This is a genomic window from Nitrospira japonica, from assembly GCF_900169565.1.
Taxonomy (GTDB): domain Bacteria; phylum Nitrospirota; class Nitrospiria; order Nitrospirales; family Nitrospiraceae; genus Nitrospira_C; species Nitrospira_C japonica_A.
Map to the genome: position 1 here is coordinate 1311749 of NZ_LT828648.1, position 15454 is coordinate 1327202.

The 15454-nt window shown below is 59.7% G+C and carries 14 protein-coding genes; 6 read left to right on the forward strand and 8 right to left on the reverse strand.

Annotated elements, in window-relative coordinates; translation table 11 throughout:
• Window positions 1-61 precede the first annotated feature (61 nt).
• Window positions 62-1468, forward strand: a complete 1407-nt coding sequence (gene rimO / locus NSJP_RS06175) for a 30S ribosomal protein S12 methylthiotransferase RimO (RefSeq protein ID WP_080886041.1) — start codon at window positions 62-64, stop codon at window positions 1466-1468.
• 64 nt (window positions 1469-1532) lie between these two features.
• Here the strand turns inward: rimO and NSJP_RS06180 are convergent, their stop codons facing one another.
• The 3 genes from NSJP_RS06180 to NSJP_RS06190 all read right to left on the reverse strand — a co-directional run bounded on the left by NSJP_RS06180 (window position 1533) and on the right by NSJP_RS06190 (window position 5374).
• Window positions 1533-3038, reverse strand: coding sequence for a DegQ family serine endoprotease (locus NSJP_RS06180; RefSeq protein WP_080886042.1), 1506 nt, complete (start codon window positions 3036-3038; stop codon window positions 1533-1535).
• 96 nt (window positions 3039-3134) lie between these two features.
• Window positions 3135-4526 (reverse strand): sensor histidine kinase, encoded by a 1392-nt coding sequence (locus NSJP_RS06185; RefSeq protein WP_080886043.1) that lies wholly within the window; start codon window positions 4524-4526, stop codon window positions 3135-3137.
• Between the two features lie 176 nt (window positions 4527-4702).
• Complete coding sequence (locus NSJP_RS06190) at window positions 4703-5374, reverse strand: response regulator transcription factor (RefSeq protein WP_080886044.1); 672 nt, start codon at window positions 5372-5374, stop codon at window positions 4703-4705.
• A gap of 152 nt (window positions 5375-5526) precedes the next feature.
• Between NSJP_RS06190 and gcvP the strand changes: the two genes are divergently transcribed.
• The 4 genes from gcvP to arfB all read left to right on the forward strand — a co-directional run bounded on the left by gcvP (window position 5527) and on the right by arfB (window position 11054).
• Entirely contained in the window at window positions 5527-8409 is a 2883-nt protein-coding gene (gcvP, locus tag NSJP_RS06195; RefSeq protein WP_080886045.1) for an aminomethyl-transferring glycine dehydrogenase, read from the forward strand.
• 190 nt (window positions 8410-8599) lie between these two features.
• Entirely contained in the window at window positions 8600-9919 is a 1320-nt protein-coding gene (locus NSJP_RS06200) for an aminotransferase class V-fold PLP-dependent enzyme (protein ID WP_080886046.1), read from the forward strand.
• Window positions 9920-10044: 125 nt separating this feature from the next.
• Window positions 10045-10269 carry a hypothetical protein gene (locus tag NSJP_RS06205; RefSeq protein ID WP_080886047.1) on the forward strand — a complete coding sequence of 75 codons (225 nt, stop codon included), beginning with the start codon at window positions 10045-10047 and terminating at the stop codon, window positions 10267-10269.
• Between the two features lie 374 nt (window positions 10270-10643).
• Window positions 10644-11054: an alternative ribosome rescue aminoacyl-tRNA hydrolase ArfB gene (gene arfB, locus NSJP_RS06210; RefSeq protein WP_080886048.1), complete on the forward strand. Its 411-nt coding sequence runs from the start codon at window positions 10644-10646 to the stop codon at window positions 11052-11054.
• A 64-nt stretch (window positions 11055-11118) separates the two neighbouring features.
• Here arfB and NSJP_RS06215 read toward each other — a convergent pair whose 3' ends face one another.
• The 3 genes from NSJP_RS06215 to NSJP_RS06225 form a co-directional block, all read right to left on the reverse strand.
• Window positions 11119-11898, reverse strand: coding sequence for an enoyl-ACP reductase FabI (locus tag NSJP_RS06215; protein ID WP_080886049.1), 780 nt, complete (start codon window positions 11896-11898; stop codon window positions 11119-11121).
• 132 nt (window positions 11899-12030) lie between these two features.
• The gene (locus NSJP_RS06220) at window positions 12031-12672 is read right to left on the reverse strand and encodes a tetratricopeptide repeat protein (RefSeq protein ID WP_080886050.1); all 642 of its coding nucleotides are present in this window, start codon (window positions 12670-12672) and stop codon (window positions 12031-12033) included.
• An 83-nt stretch (window positions 12673-12755) separates the two neighbouring features.
• On the reverse strand, window positions 12756-13298 hold the full coding sequence (locus NSJP_RS06225; RefSeq protein WP_080886051.1) for a mismatch-specific DNA-glycosylase: 543 nt from the start codon (window positions 13296-13298) through the stop codon (window positions 12756-12758).
• Window positions 13299-13537: 239 nt separating this feature from the next.
• Between NSJP_RS06225 and NSJP_RS06230 the strand changes: the two genes are divergently transcribed.
• The gene (locus NSJP_RS06230; protein ID WP_231989498.1) at window positions 13538-13741 is read left to right on the forward strand and encodes a hypothetical protein; all 204 of its coding nucleotides are present in this window, start codon (window positions 13538-13540) and stop codon (window positions 13739-13741) included.
• 68 nt (window positions 13742-13809) lie between these two features.
• On the opposite strand, the gene NSJP_RS06235 is transcribed toward NSJP_RS06230, so the two are convergent.
• Window positions 13810-14322 (reverse strand): NUDIX domain-containing protein, encoded by a 513-nt coding sequence (locus tag NSJP_RS06235; RefSeq protein ID WP_080886053.1) that lies wholly within the window; start codon window positions 14320-14322, stop codon window positions 13810-13812.
• A gap of 1 nt (window position 14323) precedes the next feature.
• Complete coding sequence (gene gcvT, locus NSJP_RS06240) at window positions 14324-15430, reverse strand: glycine cleavage system aminomethyltransferase GcvT (RefSeq protein WP_080886054.1); 1107 nt, start codon at window positions 15428-15430, stop codon at window positions 14324-14326.
• Window positions 15431-15454: the final 24 nt, after the last annotated feature.

Below are 15454 nucleotides of genomic sequence, written 5' to 3' on the forward strand. Positions count from 1 at the left end.
GAGGCTGCCGTCTGCAAGCGCTATTTGACAGCCTTTTCACCGCTCTCGTAGACTGCTGCACATGACTGTGCGCCTGATCAAGCCGGATTCCCCTTCACGGAAGCGGTCGTCCCCCGTCTCCGATCGCAAGACGACGATCGGATTCGTCAATTTGGGCTGCTCCAAGAACCAGGTGGATTCGGAGATCATGCTGGGGACGCTCGTGCAGGACGGATTCGAGTTGACCGCCGATCCGAAGAAGGCCGAAGTGGTCATCGTCAACACGTGCGGTTTTATCGAAGAAGCCAAACAGGAATCGATCGACACCATCCTCGAACAAAGCAAATTAAAGACCTCGGGACGCTGCCGGGTCCTGATCGCGGCCGGATGCCTTGCGCAACGCTATCAAGGCGATCTGTTGAAGGAGCTGCCGGAACTGGACGGCGTAGTGGGGACGGGAGAGTTCGGGCGGATTGCCGAGATTTGCCGCGATCTCCTGGCCCCCAGGAAGCGGCACCGGCGGCTATGGCTCAGCAAGCCCCCCTACCTATACGACGAATTGGCCCCGCGGCTGCGGCTTGGTACCGCCCACAGTGCTTACGTCAAAATCGCGGAAGGTTGCAACCGCAACTGCGCCTTCTGCGCGATTCCGCTGATGAGGGGAAAGCAACGGAGCCGGCCGGTGGAATCCATCGTGGCCGAAGCGCATCGTCTTGCCTCCGAAGGCGTGAAGGAGATCAATTTGATCTCCCAGGACACCGTCAATTACGGGGTGGACCTTGGAATCCGCCACGGACTCGCGGCGCTCCTGCGTGAATTGGTGAAGGTGAAGGATCTGGTCTGGATCAGACCCTTCTATCTCTATCCGCAGCAAGTGACCGATGAATTGCTCGACCTGTATGCCGGGGAAGAACGAATCGCGAACTATATCGATATGCCGTTGCAACACATCACCGATCGTATGCTGAACCGGATGCACCGGCTGGGGGATCGCGCGGCCATTGAACGGTTGGTGGAGCGTATCAGACGACGGATTCCCGGCGTGACCTTTCGAACGGCGTTCATCGTCGGGTTTCCCGGTGAAACCGAGGCGGACTTTGAGGCGTTGAAACACTATGTGGAGCGCGCGGAGTTCGATCGGGTGGCGGCGTTCCTCTACTCGGACGAGGAGGATACGCCTGCGGTCTCGCTGGACGACAAAATCGAGCGGGCGATCATGGAAGAACGCCGCAACGAACTGCTGGCCATTCAGGAATCCATCGCCGCAGCGAAAGGCCGAGAACAAATCGGTACGGTCATGGAGGTATTGGTCGACGGACCTTCGGAAGAGACGGAACATCTGCTCCAGGGCCGACACCAGGGATTGGCCCCGGAAATCGACGGGGTCGTGTACATCAATGACGGAATCGCCGCACCGGGCGACAGGGTCAAAGTCGAGATTAGCGATTCGGGCGTCTACGATCTCGTCGGACACGTCGTTGACGATTGATCGACGCGGGTGACGTATCGGAACGGGGCAGCCGTGCCGGCGTGCCCCGTTCTCAGCCAGTGTGTTACACCTTCGCGCTCAGAAACAGCGCGTTGCCGCGGCGATTGATCAGAATCAGGACATTGTCGCCCTTTTTGACGGCGGAGGAGACTTTCTCGAATTCCTTCACCGACTTCACCGGCTGACGATTGATTTCGCGAATCACGTCGCCGGGCATCAACCCGGCCTTGTCCGCGCCGCTGTCCGGCGCGACGCCGGTCACGACCACTCCATGGGAGTGACCTTTCAGGCCCAATTCCTTGGCCATATCCCTGTCCAGATCCTGCACCGCCAAGCCGGCCAACGCATAGTTCTTGTCGGTCGACTCGGCTTTGGCGATCTTCGATGTGTCGGGCTGTTCCCCGATCGTGACCGTCACGTCTTGCTCATGACCGTCACGGACGACTTTGAGGGTCGTCTTGGCGCCCACTGCCGTTCTCGTGACCAGCCGTTGCAGAGCCACGGCGTCTTCCACCGGTGAGCCCTGATAGGACACGATCACGTCTCCCTGCTTGAGGCCTCCGCGATCGGCGGGGCTATCTTCTCTGACATCACTGACCAACGCGCCCTTGGCATCCTTGATTCCAAACGACGAGGCCAGGTCACCATTCAGATCCTGGATGCCGATCCCCAGGAAGCCGCGCACGACTTTGCCGTTCTTGATCAGGCTGTCGTAAATCGGTTTGCTCATGCTGGTCGGGACGGCAAAGCCTACGCCCTGATAGCCGCCTGTCTGGGAAAAGATCGCGGTGTTGATCCCGACGAGTTCGCCCTTGGTGTTGACGAGTGCGCCGCCGGAATTTCCCGGATTGATGGCGGCGTCGGTCTGGATGAAATCCTCATATTGGGTGATCCCCATACGACCCCGACCCAGGGCGCTGACGATGCCGAGCGTGACGGTAGAGTTGAGGCCGAAGGGATTCCCTACGGCCAGAACGTACTCACCGACCTGCAACTTTGAGGCATCGCCCCACATGACGCTCGGCAGGTTCTGCGCATCGATCTTGACGACCGCCAAGTCCGTCTTCGGATCGGTGCCGACGATCTTGCCCGTGAACTCCCGCTTGTCCGGCAGGGTCACGCTGACTTCCCGCGCTCCGTCGATCACGTGATTATTGGTCAGAATGTAGCCGTCGGCCGAAACGATGACACCCGAACCCTGTCCGCCTCCGCGATGTCCGCGGGGTTCCGGCGGACCTTGCGGTCCGCGGAATCCGCGTGGGCCGAACGGCGCGCCGAAGAATTCCTCCATTCGGTCGCGCGGCTCATCGGGGACGTTCCTGCCGTCCCCGCCCTTGTCCGTCAGGACCGTCGTAATGTTCACGACGGCGGGAGTCACGGCTTTGGCGACGTCCGTGAATCCGGCGGCGGGCATTGCGACAGGAACTGCCGTCGCCACCGGCGCGGCACTTGGTGATTCCGATGCGTGGGAAGCCATGAACGGCTGAGCGCCAAGAGTCAGGGTGGCGCCGAGCGCAACGGCGGCAACTGCAAGACCGGCTTTCCTGCCGAGTACATGAAACGACGACATAGCAACCTCCTTGCTGATAATGACCGGAAGATTGGTGATGCAGGAAGAGCGTAACAACCGGTAATGAGAAGTGGATTAGGAAGGAATTAAAAGGCGTTAAGCGAACGGCAACAGGACGGTAAAGGTCGACCCCTTGCCGAGGTCACTCTTGACCTCGATGCGGCCGTGATGTGAGTCGGCAATCCAGGCGCAAATCGACAGGCCGAGTCCGGTGCCTTTCTTGGTGTGCGCGCGCGCGTCGTCGGTGCGGTAGAACCGGCCGAAAATCCGCTCCAGATCGTCTGGACCGATGCCGATGCCATGGTCGGTGACGACGATCTTGGCGTATCCGGGCACGGTGGTCATCGTGACCTCAACCGCGCCTCCCCGCCGGGAATATTTCACCGCATTGTCCACCAGATTCAGAAACAATTCGCGCAGCCGCAGTTCATCCCCACGCACCACGATCGGCGTGATGGGCCCGAGGATGACTTGAACGTCCCGTTCCTGTCCCAAGAGGGAAGCTTGACGGGAGATGTCCTCGAGCAGGACGTCAAGGTTGACCGGCAGGTATTCCATCTTGACTTCACCCATGTCTGCTCTGGAAAGAAACAGCAGCTCATCGACGATGCGGGTCATGCGGTCGATCTCTTCCAAGGTGCTTTCCAGGACCACGGTGTAATCCGCCGCTTCGCGGGGCCGTCTCAAGGCGAGTTCCGTTTCTCCTTTCATGACGGTCAAAGGCGTCCGCAGTTCGTGGGACGCGTCGCTGCTGAATTGGCGGATCTGCCGGAAAGACGTTTCCAGTCGCGCGATCATGTTGTTGAAGGTGCCGGCCAGCCGGCCGATCTCGTCGGCCGACGTGGGAACGTTCAGCCGTTGCGTGAGGTCGCCCCCGGCGATCCGCTGCGCGGCCAGTGTGATGGCATCAACGGGACGGAGAGCTCGCCCCGCCAGGAACCAGCCGCCGGCAAGGGAAATGGTCAGGGCGACCGGCGTCGTGACCAACAGCACGAGCAACAGCCGGTTAAGAGTCTGTTCGACCGATTCCATCGACGTGCCGACCTGGACGATATACAGCAGATTGCTCCGATAGATGATCGGGACCGAGATCAGGCGCAGTGGAGGTTCCTTGGGATACTTGGCGGACTCGAAAATCGTCCGTCCGGTAAAGGCCACTTCCAGAGCCTGGCGGCTCAAGGGCAACTCGTGCTGCTTCACGTTCGGGGAGCGGATGGTGATGGTGCCGGACGGGCTGAAGATCTGGAAAAATTTGTCGATGCGCGCCAATTCGGGAAACTGGGACATCAACTCTTCTTCGTTGATCAGCGGAAGAAACCCGCGCTCTTCGAGCGACCGCACTGCCGCCGCCGCGGTCTCTTCCAACGATTGATCGACGGAGTCTCTGAGGTTGCGGGCGGTCACCAGGTACAGCACGGTCGAAAAAATGATGAGCACGAGCGCCAGGGCGCTGCCGTACCAGAGGGTGAGGCGAAGGCGCAGCGGCATCAGCGGGTTCCTCTGGAAGGACCGCCTGGGGAGTCTGTCCGGTCACGGGCGGGTTCGCCCGGCGGCGCGCCGCGCAGTACGATCATGGGTGCCGTCATACGCACGGAAGGCGGAGAACAATGACGTACGGTTCGTTGTCTCGGGACTTGCGAACGGGCCGACGCACCAGCCATGTTCTAGTCGGCCTTGAGCATGTAGCCGCTTCCCCGGATCGTGTGAATGAGCTTCTTGGTGCGCCCCCGATCGATCTTGTTCCGCAAATAATTTACGTAGACGTCGATGACGTTGGTGAACGTATCGAAGTCCTGATTCCACACGTGTTCGGAGATCATCGGACGGGTGAGGACGCGTCCGCCGTGCCGCATGAGATATTCGAGCAGGGCATATTCCTTGAGGGTCAAGTCGATGCGTTGCCCCCCTCTGGTGACCTCGCGCGTCGCCGGATTCAGCACCAGGTCGTCGATCTGCAGGACCCCGGGGCTGTCCGTGGCTCCTCGGCGCAGCAGTGCGCGGATTCTGGCCAGCAGTTCGTCGATCGCAAAGGGTTTGGTCAGGTAATCGTCGGCGCCGGCGTCGAGGCCTTTCACGCGTTGATCGACCTGTGATTGAGCGGTCAGAATGAGGATGGGCGTCTGGATCCGTTCGCGGCGGACGGCTCTCAGGATGTCGAGACCGGACAGCGAGGGGAGCATCAAGTCGACGACGATGGTGTCATAACTCGTCCCCAGCGCCATTTCGAGCCCCTTGGCGCCGTCTTCGCACAAGTCGACTGCGTAACTTTCCTCTTCGAGCGCGCGCTTGATGAAGCAGCCGACTTTGGTTTCATCTTCGATGACTAAAATACGCATGGGTGGTGACAGATTATAGCAAAACCTCCCGTTCGCGATCTTCAGGCATGGAACGATCGTGACGGAACACTTGGAGAAGCAGGGGGCGTCGTGATACTCTCACTCCGTACGTCCGAACCGCGACAATTCTCTCAAAGAGGCGAATCACTTCCATGTCCGAACCTGAATTCTTGAAGTCGACCGATACGTTTATCCGCCGGCATCTCGGTCCGACGGACGCCGATATCCGAGAAATGCTTGCGCTGCTCGGCCATCAATCGCTGCAGGCGCTCAGCGGAAGTATCGTGCCCGGTGATATTCAACTCAACCGGGAGCTGAACGTGCCGTCCCATCGGGGTGAGCGAGCCGCCCTCCAGGATCTGCAGGAGCTGGCGGCGGAAAATCACGTATATCGGTCGTTGATCGGCATGGGGTATTACGACTGCGCGACCCCCGGCGTGATTCAGCGGAATATTCTGGAGAATCCCGGGTGGTATACGCAATACACCCCATATCAGGCCGAGATCGCGCAGGGGCGGCTGGAGGCGCTGGTCAATTTTCAGACAATGGTGGCCGACCTGACCGGTCTGCCATTGGCGAATGCCTCCCTGCTGGATGAGGCGACCGCGGCGGCCGAGGCGATGGCCATGTGCGCGGCCATCGTGCGGAGCAGCGGACAGGAACGGCAAGAGTTTTTCGTCTCCCAGGACTGCCATCCGCAGACGATCGCCGTCTTGCAGACCAGGGCCGAACCGTTGGGCATCGAGCTTCACGTGGGACGGACGAACGCCATCGAGTTCACAAAGGAAAAGTTCGCCGGCATTCTGCTGCAATATCCAGCCACCGACGGGTACGTGGGGGACTATCGCGACATCGTAACCCGGGCGCACGAAGCCGGTATGCTTGTGGTCGTCGCGACAGACCTTCTGGCACTGTCGGTGCTGCGTCCACCCGGCGAATTCGGAGCGGACATCGCCGTTGGCTCCTGTCAGCGGTTCGGCGTGCCCCTGGGATTCGGCGGACCTCATGCGGCCTTTTTGGCGGCCAAGGAAGAGTACAAGCGGCAAATGCCCGGCCGGATCGTGGGAGTTTCCAAAGATCGGGACGGACATGTGGCCTATCGGTTGTCGCTGCAGACACGGGAACAACACATTCGCCGTGAAAAAGCGACCAGCAACATCTGCACGGCGCAGGTGCTGCTGGCCATCATGGCGGGCATGTACGCGGTCTATCACGGTCCGGAGGGAGTGCGCCGGATTGCCGAACGCGTTCACGGCCTGGCGGCGATTTTGGCCGCCGGCTTGCGGCGCTTGGACTTCGAAATCGGCACCGAGGTCTTCTTCGATACGCTCCGGGTGCGAACGACGAAAGCGCAGGCGGATCAGGTAGTCCTTCGTGCCGACGAACAGCGGATCAATTTGCGGAGGTACGAAGACGACTCCCTCGGGATTGCGCTGGATGAAATGAGCACGGAGGGCGAAGTCTGCCGTCTCATGGAAATGTTTGCGGGGCATGAGCGGCTGCCGTTTACGGTCGCCGAACTGGCGGACAGCGCCGTGACGCCGTTTCCGGCCAACTTGGCGCGGACGACCCCCTATCTGACGCACGAGGTATTCAACCGGTATCATGCCGAACATGAGATGCTGCGTTACCTGCACCGGTTGCAATCCCGGGATTTGTCGCTGACCCATTCCATGATCCCGTTGGGATCCTGCACCATGAAACTCAACGCCACCAGCGAAATGTTGCCGGTCACATGGCCGGAATTCTCCCGCATGCATCCGTTCGCGCCGGGGGAGCAGTCAAAGGGCTATCAGGAACTCTTTCGACAGCTCGAGGGTTGGCTGGCCGAGATCACGGGATTCTCAGCCGTGTCCTTACAGCCGAATGCCGGTTCACAAGGGGAATATTCCGGCCTGATGGTGATCAGGGCCTACCATCGAAGCCTGGGAGAATTTCATCGCGACGTCTGTCTGATTCCAGTCTCGGCGCACGGGACGAATCCGGCCAGCGCTGCCATGGTGGGATTTACGGTTGTTCCGGTCGCCTGCGACAAACAGGGGAACGTCGATCTGACGGACCTGGAGGCAAAGGCGGTCCAGCATCGCGAGCGTTTGGCGGCGTTGATGTTGACGTATCCCTCCACCCACGGCGTCTTCGAACCAGCTGTCCGTCGCATCTGCCAGATTGTCCACACGCACGGCGGGCAAGTATATATGGACGGGGCGAACATGAACGCCCAGGTGGGACTCTGCCGGCCCGGTGACATCGGCGCGGACGTCTGCCATCTCAATCTCCACAAGACCTTTTGCATTCCCCACGGTGGTGGCGGCCCCGGCATGGGGCCCATCGGCGTGGCGCGGCATCTCGCCCCATTTCTACCAGGTCACCCGGTCACGAAGTTAGGGGGGGCTCAATCGATCGGTCCCGTGTCGGCTGCTCCGTACGGGAGCCCGAGCATCTTGACGATCTCCTGGACGTACATTGCGATGATGGGGCGCGACGGTCTTACCAAAGCCACGCAGGTCGCAATGTTGAACGCCAATTACATGGCCAAGCGGTTGGAGAAATACTATCCGATCCTCTATACGGGTGCGTCCGGTCTGGTCGCGCATGAATTCATCCTGGATCTCCGTCAATTCAAGGACAGTGCCGGGATCGAAGCCATGGACGTGGCCAAACGCCTGATGGATTACGGATTTCACGCCCCGACCGTCTCCTTTCCCGTTGCCGGCACGTTGATGATCGAGCCGACCGAAAGCGAATCCAAAGCCGAGTTGGACCGATTTTGCGATGCGATGATCCTCATTCGCGCCGAAATTCAGGATGTCATCGACGGGCGCCAACCCCGCGCGCACAACCTACTGAAGAATGCCCCGCATACGGCTCCTGTCGTGACCGCCTCCACGTGGGATCGTCCCTACAGCCGTGAGCAGGCCGCCTATCCCGCTCCGTGGGTTCGGGACCGAAAGTTCTGGCCGCACGTGAGCCGGATCGACGAAGCGTACGGGGACCGGCATCTCATCTGTACCTGCCCGCCGATGGATCAATACTGACGGATCACGAGCGTCTGTCCATGTGTGTCCGGAGTCTCTGCGGCGCTCCGGCTGCAGGGTCATCCTTCCGGTCTCTCGTCTCTCCCTCCATTCGGATCCCCGTATAGCAACCGCCCGGCCGGCCTTGCCCAGCCTCCGGTTATGGCAGTAGGGTGTGTGATACAGGACCTTTGCCGCAAGGGAGGCTTTCATGGCCATGATCAATCGTCGACGCTTTCTGATTCAAACAGGCCTTGCAGTCGGATCTGCCGTCTTGGCCCGTCAGGCCGCCCTGGCCATGCCTGAAACGGTTCAGGTGCCCGTTTCCGCCGGGTCGAATTGGCAGAGTGTGCGGGCGCAATTCCCGCTGGCTCCGGGACTTATCCATCTGGCGGGATTTTTCCTGGCTTCCCATCCACTGCCCGTGAGGCAGGCCATCGAACGACATCGCCAAGGACTCGATGCGGATCCGATCGGATACTGGTTTGAGCATGAGGCTAAGCAAGACGCCGCAGTACTTCAGGCGGCGGCCGGTTACTTGGACGTAGACCCGACGGAAATCGCGCTGACCGACAGCACGACGATGGGACTCGGTCTGCTCTATGGCGGGCTCAAGCTCGGCAAAGAACAGGAAATCCTGACCACCACGCACGACCATTATTCGACGGAAACCTCATTGAATCTGCGGGCGGCTCGCACCGGCGCAATCGTGCGACGGATTCCGCTCTATCAGGACTTGCGCGCCGTCAGCCGAGACCATCTGGTCGAAACTCTTGTCAGGAATGTCCGGCCCCGTACCAGGATCGTGGCGGTGACGTGGGTGCATTCCAGCACGGGGCTCAAGCTGCCGATTGGCGAGATGGCCCGGGCGTTAAAAGCATTGAATGCCTCGCGGGCAGAAGAAGATCGGATCATCTTCTGCGTCGACGGCGTGCATGCGCTGGGTGTCGAAGATATTCGACTCGGTGAGGTGGGGTGCGATTTCTTCATCGCCGGAACGCATAAGTGGATGTTCGGGCCGCGTGGCACTGGGCTCGTGTGGGGGCGGAAAGACGCCTGGCCTATCGCTCAGGCCATCATTCCCACGTTCAACACGGAAGCCTACGACATGTGGATGAAGACGATTCCGCAAAGAGACTTGCCGCAATCCATCTACATGACGCCGGGTGGCTTCCATTCCTTTGAACATCGGTGGGCGCTGGACGAGGCCTTCAAGTTCCATCAAGCGCTGGGCAAGGCGCGTGTGACACAGCGCATCTACGAACTGAATCAGCAAGTGAAGGAAGGGCTTGCGACCATGCCGCACGTCACGCTCCATACGCCGTTGTCGCAGGATGTGTCGGCGGGGATCGTGTGTTTCGAGGTGGCCGGCTTGCCGCCCCAATCGGTCGTGAAGAAGTTACGCGAAAAGGGGATCATCGGCAGCGTGACACCGTATGCCACACAGTATGTGCGGCTGGCGCCGGGGCTTCTGAATCAGCGGGATGAAATCGACAAAGTGCTCGCAGAAATTCGCCGCCTTCGCGGGTAGCGGGGAGAAATCTTGGCAGTTGCGGGTTTCTCCCACGCCGGCTCCCCTCCTTTGGGGCATTGTGATCAGTCCGTGTTTGGGCGATAAAAAAGGGACAGGAAACGACGGGAGCGAGGCCTCCGATCATGTCCCAAATTCTGAATCTCAGCGAACACACCAGCGACGACGAACTGCAGCGCTTGACCACCCTGCTGCTCTTTCATCTTGTCGAACTCTGCGGAGGGCAGGTGCAATTCAAGATGGAAGACGCGTTGCGCGTGAGGAGCAGTTTGACCACCAAGATGGTGCAGATGCAGGTGGGTGACGAAGTCAGGCTGCGCATCATTGACCGTCTGCCTGAATTGCAGTAACAGGCTGTTGAACAAGCCCGCCGGCTCGTTCTCGCCCCGCTCAGCGACTCAGTAGCGAAAAACTACACTGAGGCGAGTACCTATCCTCTCGCATGTGATCGAAGCTGAACGGTTCAAGCGAGGCTCGGTGTGGAGTGCGTGTGGATTCGCCCCGCTCGCCGAGCCACCCACATGGACTAGTCAGTCCAAGCTATCAACCCGATAAGACCTCCTGTTCAATACAGCGGGACAGGTGGCCTGCTTGTGAAAAAGGGGGTCACGTGAAAGAATGCGAGGCCCTTTGTGTCTTGAAGATCAGAATATTTCCTGAGGCGATACCGTCTGATCAAGATCGTCAACGATGCAGTAGGACATCACCCAGAGAATTGGACGATATGCTTCAGATCTCGTCCCACGTCATCATTCCCGACTCCGAGATCGAGATCCACGCCGTGCGGTCGCAGGGGGCGGGAGGGCAGCATGTCAACAAAGTGTCGTCGGCCATCCATCTGCGATTTGATATCGCCGCGTCGTCGCTGCCGCCGTTCTATAAGGAAGCGCTGCTCAAGCTACACGATCACCGCATTTCGAGCGACGGGATGATTACGATCAAGGCGCAGGAACATCGCAGTCAGGAGCAGAATCGAGAAGGGGCGTTGACCCGCCTGCGCGTGCTGATTCAAAGCGTGGCGATCCCGCGCAAGAAGCGAAGGGCGACGAAACCCACGAGGACGTCAAAAGAGCGGCGAATGGACAGCAAGACAAAACGAGGCAGGTTGAAGGAACTCAGGCGAAGGCTTGAATGAGGACTTCCCATTACGAGGGAGAGGACACCGCCAGGTGACTTGCGCCGAAGCTCGGGTCCCGTCCTCACTCCATTGAAACGAGCGAACCGAGAATGTGATAGCCGCCGTCCACGTAGATCACCTCTCCGGTAATTCCACGGCCCAGCGGACTGATGAGAAACAGTGCGGTGTCACCCACCTCTCCTTGTTCCGTGGCACGGCGAAGCGGGGCAAACTCCTTGTGGTGGTCCACCATCTTGCTGATGCCGGATACGCCGCGTGCGGCGAGAGTCTTGATGGGGCCGGCCGAGATGGCATTGACGCGAATGTTTTTGGGCCCGAGGTCGTGTGCAAGATAACGAACCGTCGATTCCAGCGCAGCCTTGGCAACGCCCATGACGTTGTAGTGTTGGACCACCCGTTCGGCGCCGAGATACGTGAGGGTGACAATCGAGCCCCCATTGCTCATCAGCGGCAGGGCTGCTCGCGTCACGGCGACGAGGGAGTAGGCGCTGACGTCCAGAGCGGTGGCAAATCCCTGTCGCGTCGTATTGACGAACCGGCCGGTCAGTTCCTCCCGTGGCGCGAAGGCGACCGAGTGAACAAGAAAATCCAGGCTGCCGACTTCTTGTTGCACCTGCTGCATGAGGGTGGAAATCTGTGCGTCATCGCCAACGTCGCAGGGGAAGGCTTTGGCCCCCGGCATGGTGGCGACTAATTCCTCGACGTTTTCCTTGAGGCGCTCATTTTGATAGTTGAACATGAGCCGAGCCCCCTGGCCGGCGGCGGACTGCGCGATCGCCCACGCGATGCTGTGCTTATTGGCGACGCCGACTATGAGTCCTGTTTTTCCATTCAGTAACATCGTGGGCTACTCTCCTGGTTACTCGCTGACAGACCATCTGCGTCCCGGAGACGCGTCGACGGGACGGCGCGAAGCCGAGTCGGAACATAGCATGATCGAGACGAGTTGTTCCAGGCTAGGGTGCGGACGAGACTAGCGGCTGGTATCGGCGGCGGCATGGAGTTGGGCCATGACCCGTTTCGCTTCCGGAATAAAATCGTCTCGATGCTGCGCTTCGGCAAGCGCGAGAGCCTCCGATGCGAGAACGATGGCTTCATTGTGGCGACCGCGTGCGCAGTAGCTTTTCGCAAGACTTAAACGGGCATTGACGGCAGTCGGCTCACCGGCGATCACGCGGCGAAGCAGCTGCTCTCCCGTGTCCGGATTCCCACCCAGCATGGCGGGGAGTCTGACGAGGAAGGTGCCTTTTGCGGAGAGGGCATCGAGATGATCGGGTGCGAGTTCGATGGTGCGGTCCAATTCCTTCATCATGCGGCGAAACCCCAGCACCGAGCCCAGGCTCATTTCTCCATCCAGGCGCATCAGTTCGCCGAGGCTGCAAAAGAGGGCGAAATGGGCGTCCGGAGATTTGTCATCTAAGGAAACGGCTTGCTCTCCCAAGCGCTGACCCTTTTCGAAATGAGTCAGGCGCAGTGCCCGCTCCTGGGCGATCCGGCCCAGATGACATTCATCCAGTGATTGACGGATGAGGGTGCGCAATTCTGGCTGCGCCTGTACGGGGTCGGCCTGCCAGGGAACAAGGACAAGAAGTATTAGGAGGTAGGACACGATCATACGCCGCCCGCTGGAAGAAAGAGCTGGGGAAATATACAGGAAAGAAGGAGCGGGTGCCAAGAGAAAGCGACCGGGCTCGTGGCTCACGGCCGCGCGGCCTTGCGAAGCGCGCAGAAGGACTCAAGCATCGTCCCATAGGGGTAGTGCGCATTTCTTCCGCTGGGATTCGGCAGAACAAAGATGGAGGCAGTGCCCAGCATGACAGTCTGTTTCCCGAGGTCGACCGGGCGCCCGGGGGGAATCCGGAAGATGTGCCGGTAAGGGGTGATGCCGAGAATCGCGACGATCTTGGGCTGATTCTTGCGGATCAGCCGCAGCAGGCGCACCGCACCGAGTCGATAATCTCGAGCCGTCAGCGCGTCGATGCCGGCGGTCGCACGGGCGACGACATTGGTCAAGCCGAGGCCCCATTCGAGCAGGCGAAAGTCTTGAGTGGGGCCCAGGGGTTCGGTGATCAGTTGCGCGTCGAACAGGAGTTTCCAGAACCTACTCGAATAACCGCCGAAGTGATGCCCAATGGCAGCGGACCTTAGGCCGGGATTAATTCCCACGAACAAAACGCGCAACCCTGGGCGGACGTAATCGGGGAGGATCAGCCTGGTTTGAGGAGCGGACACCTTGTCCATAAAGAAGTGCTGAGGCAGTTTAGCAGGACTCCGCTATTCTGCCACAGGGCAGTGAGGGAAATGCCCTGAAATTGGAAAGGGTCTCACCCGTGTAACCGAGTGAAATTTCAGAGTTATGGATTTAGGGGGCACCCGGCACCAAGCTTGCTGATCCACCAGGAGCGTGCCGGTTGTGCGGCACACCAATTAACCAACCTTAGCGGAGGTGAGTATCTATGAAGCGCATGTTGATGGCAGTCATGGCCGTGGCAGTGGCAATTTCCTTCAGCGCTCCGTCTTTCGCGGGCGAAGAGAAGAAGGACAAGAAGGACGAGAAGAAGGGCGGCCACGTCCTCGTGTACGGCGAAGAGAAGAAGGATAAGAAGGACGAGAAGAAGGGTGGCCACATGGACACCTTCGGTGACAAGAAGGAAGAGAAGAAGGAAGAGAAGAAGGGTCACTGATCGGTTTCTGGCGAGGCTAGCTGGCTCAAGGAGCCTTTCGCGGAGACGCGGGAGGCTCCTTGGCATTTTTAGCGGAGAGTGCTGAAAAAGACGAGTTGGCAGCCGACCATCGTTTTGGCGTCCCGAATCCTGCCGTCGTGAATCATCGTCATGACCTCCGGCAAGGGCAGCTCCACCACCTCCAGCACTTCGTCCTGGTCCAACCGCTGTTGAGTCTTGATGAGACCGGTGGCTTTGTAAATGTGGATGACTTCGTCCGTGAAGCCCGGCGCGGTCAGGATGCTTGAAAGCAAGGTATAGTGCTCCGCACGGTACCCGATTTCCTCTTCGAGTTCGCGTGCTGCGCAAAGCTTCGGATCCTCGCCCGCATGGAGCTTCCCGGCGGGAATCTCATATATGAAGCCGCCGGCGGCATGACGGAATTGGCGGACGAGGATGACGGTGCCGTCTTCTTTAATCGGCACCATGGCGGACGCGCCGGGATGCCGAACGATCTCCAAGTCTATAATGGTATCGTTCGGTAGACGCACCGTGTCGATGTTGACCGTGATGACCCGTCCTTTGTAAATCGATTTGACCATCTTACCCCCGCGGTTTTGGTCGCGTATAAAACGGCGCGGTGACGATGCTGGCGGGCAGTATCTTGCCGCGGATGTCGACGGCAATGGCGGTGCCGGGGGAGGAGTGAGAAACAGGCACGCAGCCCAGTCCGATGCCCTTTTGAAGGAGGGGGGAGAGGTTGCCGCTGGTGACTTCTCCGATGGGTTCCGACGAGGCCGGATCCAGGATGGGAAATCCGTGTCTGGGCACGCCTTTCTCGATGAGTTCGAACGCGATGACACGCCGCCGAACACCATCATGCTTTTGAGTCAGCAGCGCATCCCGTCCGAGGAACGGTCCTTTCTCGAAATTCACCGTCCACTCGGCCCCGGCTTCGAGCGGAGTTGTCTGTTCATTGATGTCGTTGCCGTACAGGAGGTAGCCCATCTCCAACCGCAACAAGTCCCTTGCTCCAAGGCCGGCGGGCTTTATTCCCTGGTCCGTGCCAGCCTCCATCAGGTTGCGCCAGAGTTCCGCCGCACGATCGGAGGGCATGTTCAGCTCGAATCCCAGTTCTCCGGTATACCCGGTTCTTGCGACAAAGCAGGGAATTCCTGCAACCAGATCTTCGTGAGAAGCATGGAGCTTGAGAGCCCCGAGGTCTTTCTTGCACAAGCGGGCAAGCACGGTGCGTGACGAGGGACCTTGGACGGCAATCTGCGCGACGGCGGACGAGCGGTCCTCGATGGTACACTGGTCCGTGGCGCGATGCTGCCGATTGATCCAGTCGACGATCTTTTTCCGATTCGAGGCGTTGACGCAGAGCAAAAAATCGCTCTCACCGGTCCGGTATACGAAAACGTCGTCAAGGATGCCGCCATCCTCCCGACACATCATCGAGTACTGAGCCCGCCCCACTGCAAGTTTCGCGACATCGTTCGTGGTCATCCGTTGCAGGAACGAGCCGCTGCCGGTGCCGGAAAGATAGAGGCGTCCCATATGGCTGACGTCGAAGAGTCCGGCTTTGGACCGTACGGTTTGATACTCCTCGATCACGCTGCCGTACTGGATCGGCATGTCCCAGCCGGCGAAGTCAACGAGCTTGGCGCCGGCTTCGCGATGCGTTTCGTATAACGGGGTACGATTCATAACGGTGGAAGGACGAGGGGCGAC

Excerpts from the sequence above, each read along its gene's own strand:
- rimO (WP_080886041.1), top strand. The coding sequence starts at position 62 with ATGACTGTGCGCCTGATCAAGCCGGATTCCCCTTCACGGAAGCGGTCG.
- NSJP_RS06180 (WP_080886042.1), bottom strand. The coding sequence starts at position 3,038 with ATGTCGTCGTTTCATGTACTCGGCAGGAAAGCCGGTCTTGCAGTTGCC.
- NSJP_RS06185 (WP_080886043.1), bottom strand. The coding sequence starts at position 4,526 with ATGCCGCTGCGCCTTCGCCTCACCCTCTGGTACGGCAGCGCCCTGGCG.
- NSJP_RS06190 (WP_080886044.1), bottom strand. The coding sequence starts at position 5,374 with ATGCGTATTTTAGTCATCGAAGATGAAACCAAAGTCGGCTGCTTCATC.
- gcvP (WP_080886045.1), top strand. The coding sequence starts at position 5,527 with ATGTCCGAACCTGAATTCTTGAAGTCGACCGATACGTTTATCCGCCGG.
- NSJP_RS06200 (WP_080886046.1), top strand. The coding sequence starts at position 8,600 with ATGGCCATGATCAATCGTCGACGCTTTCTGATTCAAACAGGCCTTGCA.
- NSJP_RS06205 (WP_080886047.1), top strand. The coding sequence starts at position 10,045 with ATGTCCCAAATTCTGAATCTCAGCGAACACACCAGCGACGACGAACTG.
- arfB (WP_080886048.1), top strand. The coding sequence starts at position 10,644 with ATGCTTCAGATCTCGTCCCACGTCATCATTCCCGACTCCGAGATCGAG.
- NSJP_RS06215 (WP_080886049.1), bottom strand. The coding sequence starts at position 11,898 with ATGTTACTGAATGGAAAAACAGGACTCATAGTCGGCGTCGCCAATAAG.
- NSJP_RS06220 (WP_080886050.1), bottom strand. The coding sequence starts at position 12,672 with ATGATCGTGTCCTACCTCCTAATACTTCTTGTCCTTGTTCCCTGGCAG.
- NSJP_RS06225 (WP_080886051.1), bottom strand. The coding sequence starts at position 13,298 with ATGGACAAGGTGTCCGCTCCTCAAACCAGGCTGATCCTCCCCGATTAC.
- NSJP_RS06230 (WP_231989498.1), top strand. The coding sequence starts at position 13,538 with ATGGCCGTGGCAGTGGCAATTTCCTTCAGCGCTCCGTCTTTCGCGGGC.
- NSJP_RS06235 (WP_080886053.1), bottom strand. The coding sequence starts at position 14,322 with ATGGTCAAATCGATTTACAAAGGACGGGTCATCACGGTCAACATCGAC.
- gcvT (WP_080886054.1), bottom strand. The coding sequence starts at position 15,430 with ATGAATCGTACCCCGTTATACGAAACGCATCGCGAAGCCGGCGCCAAG.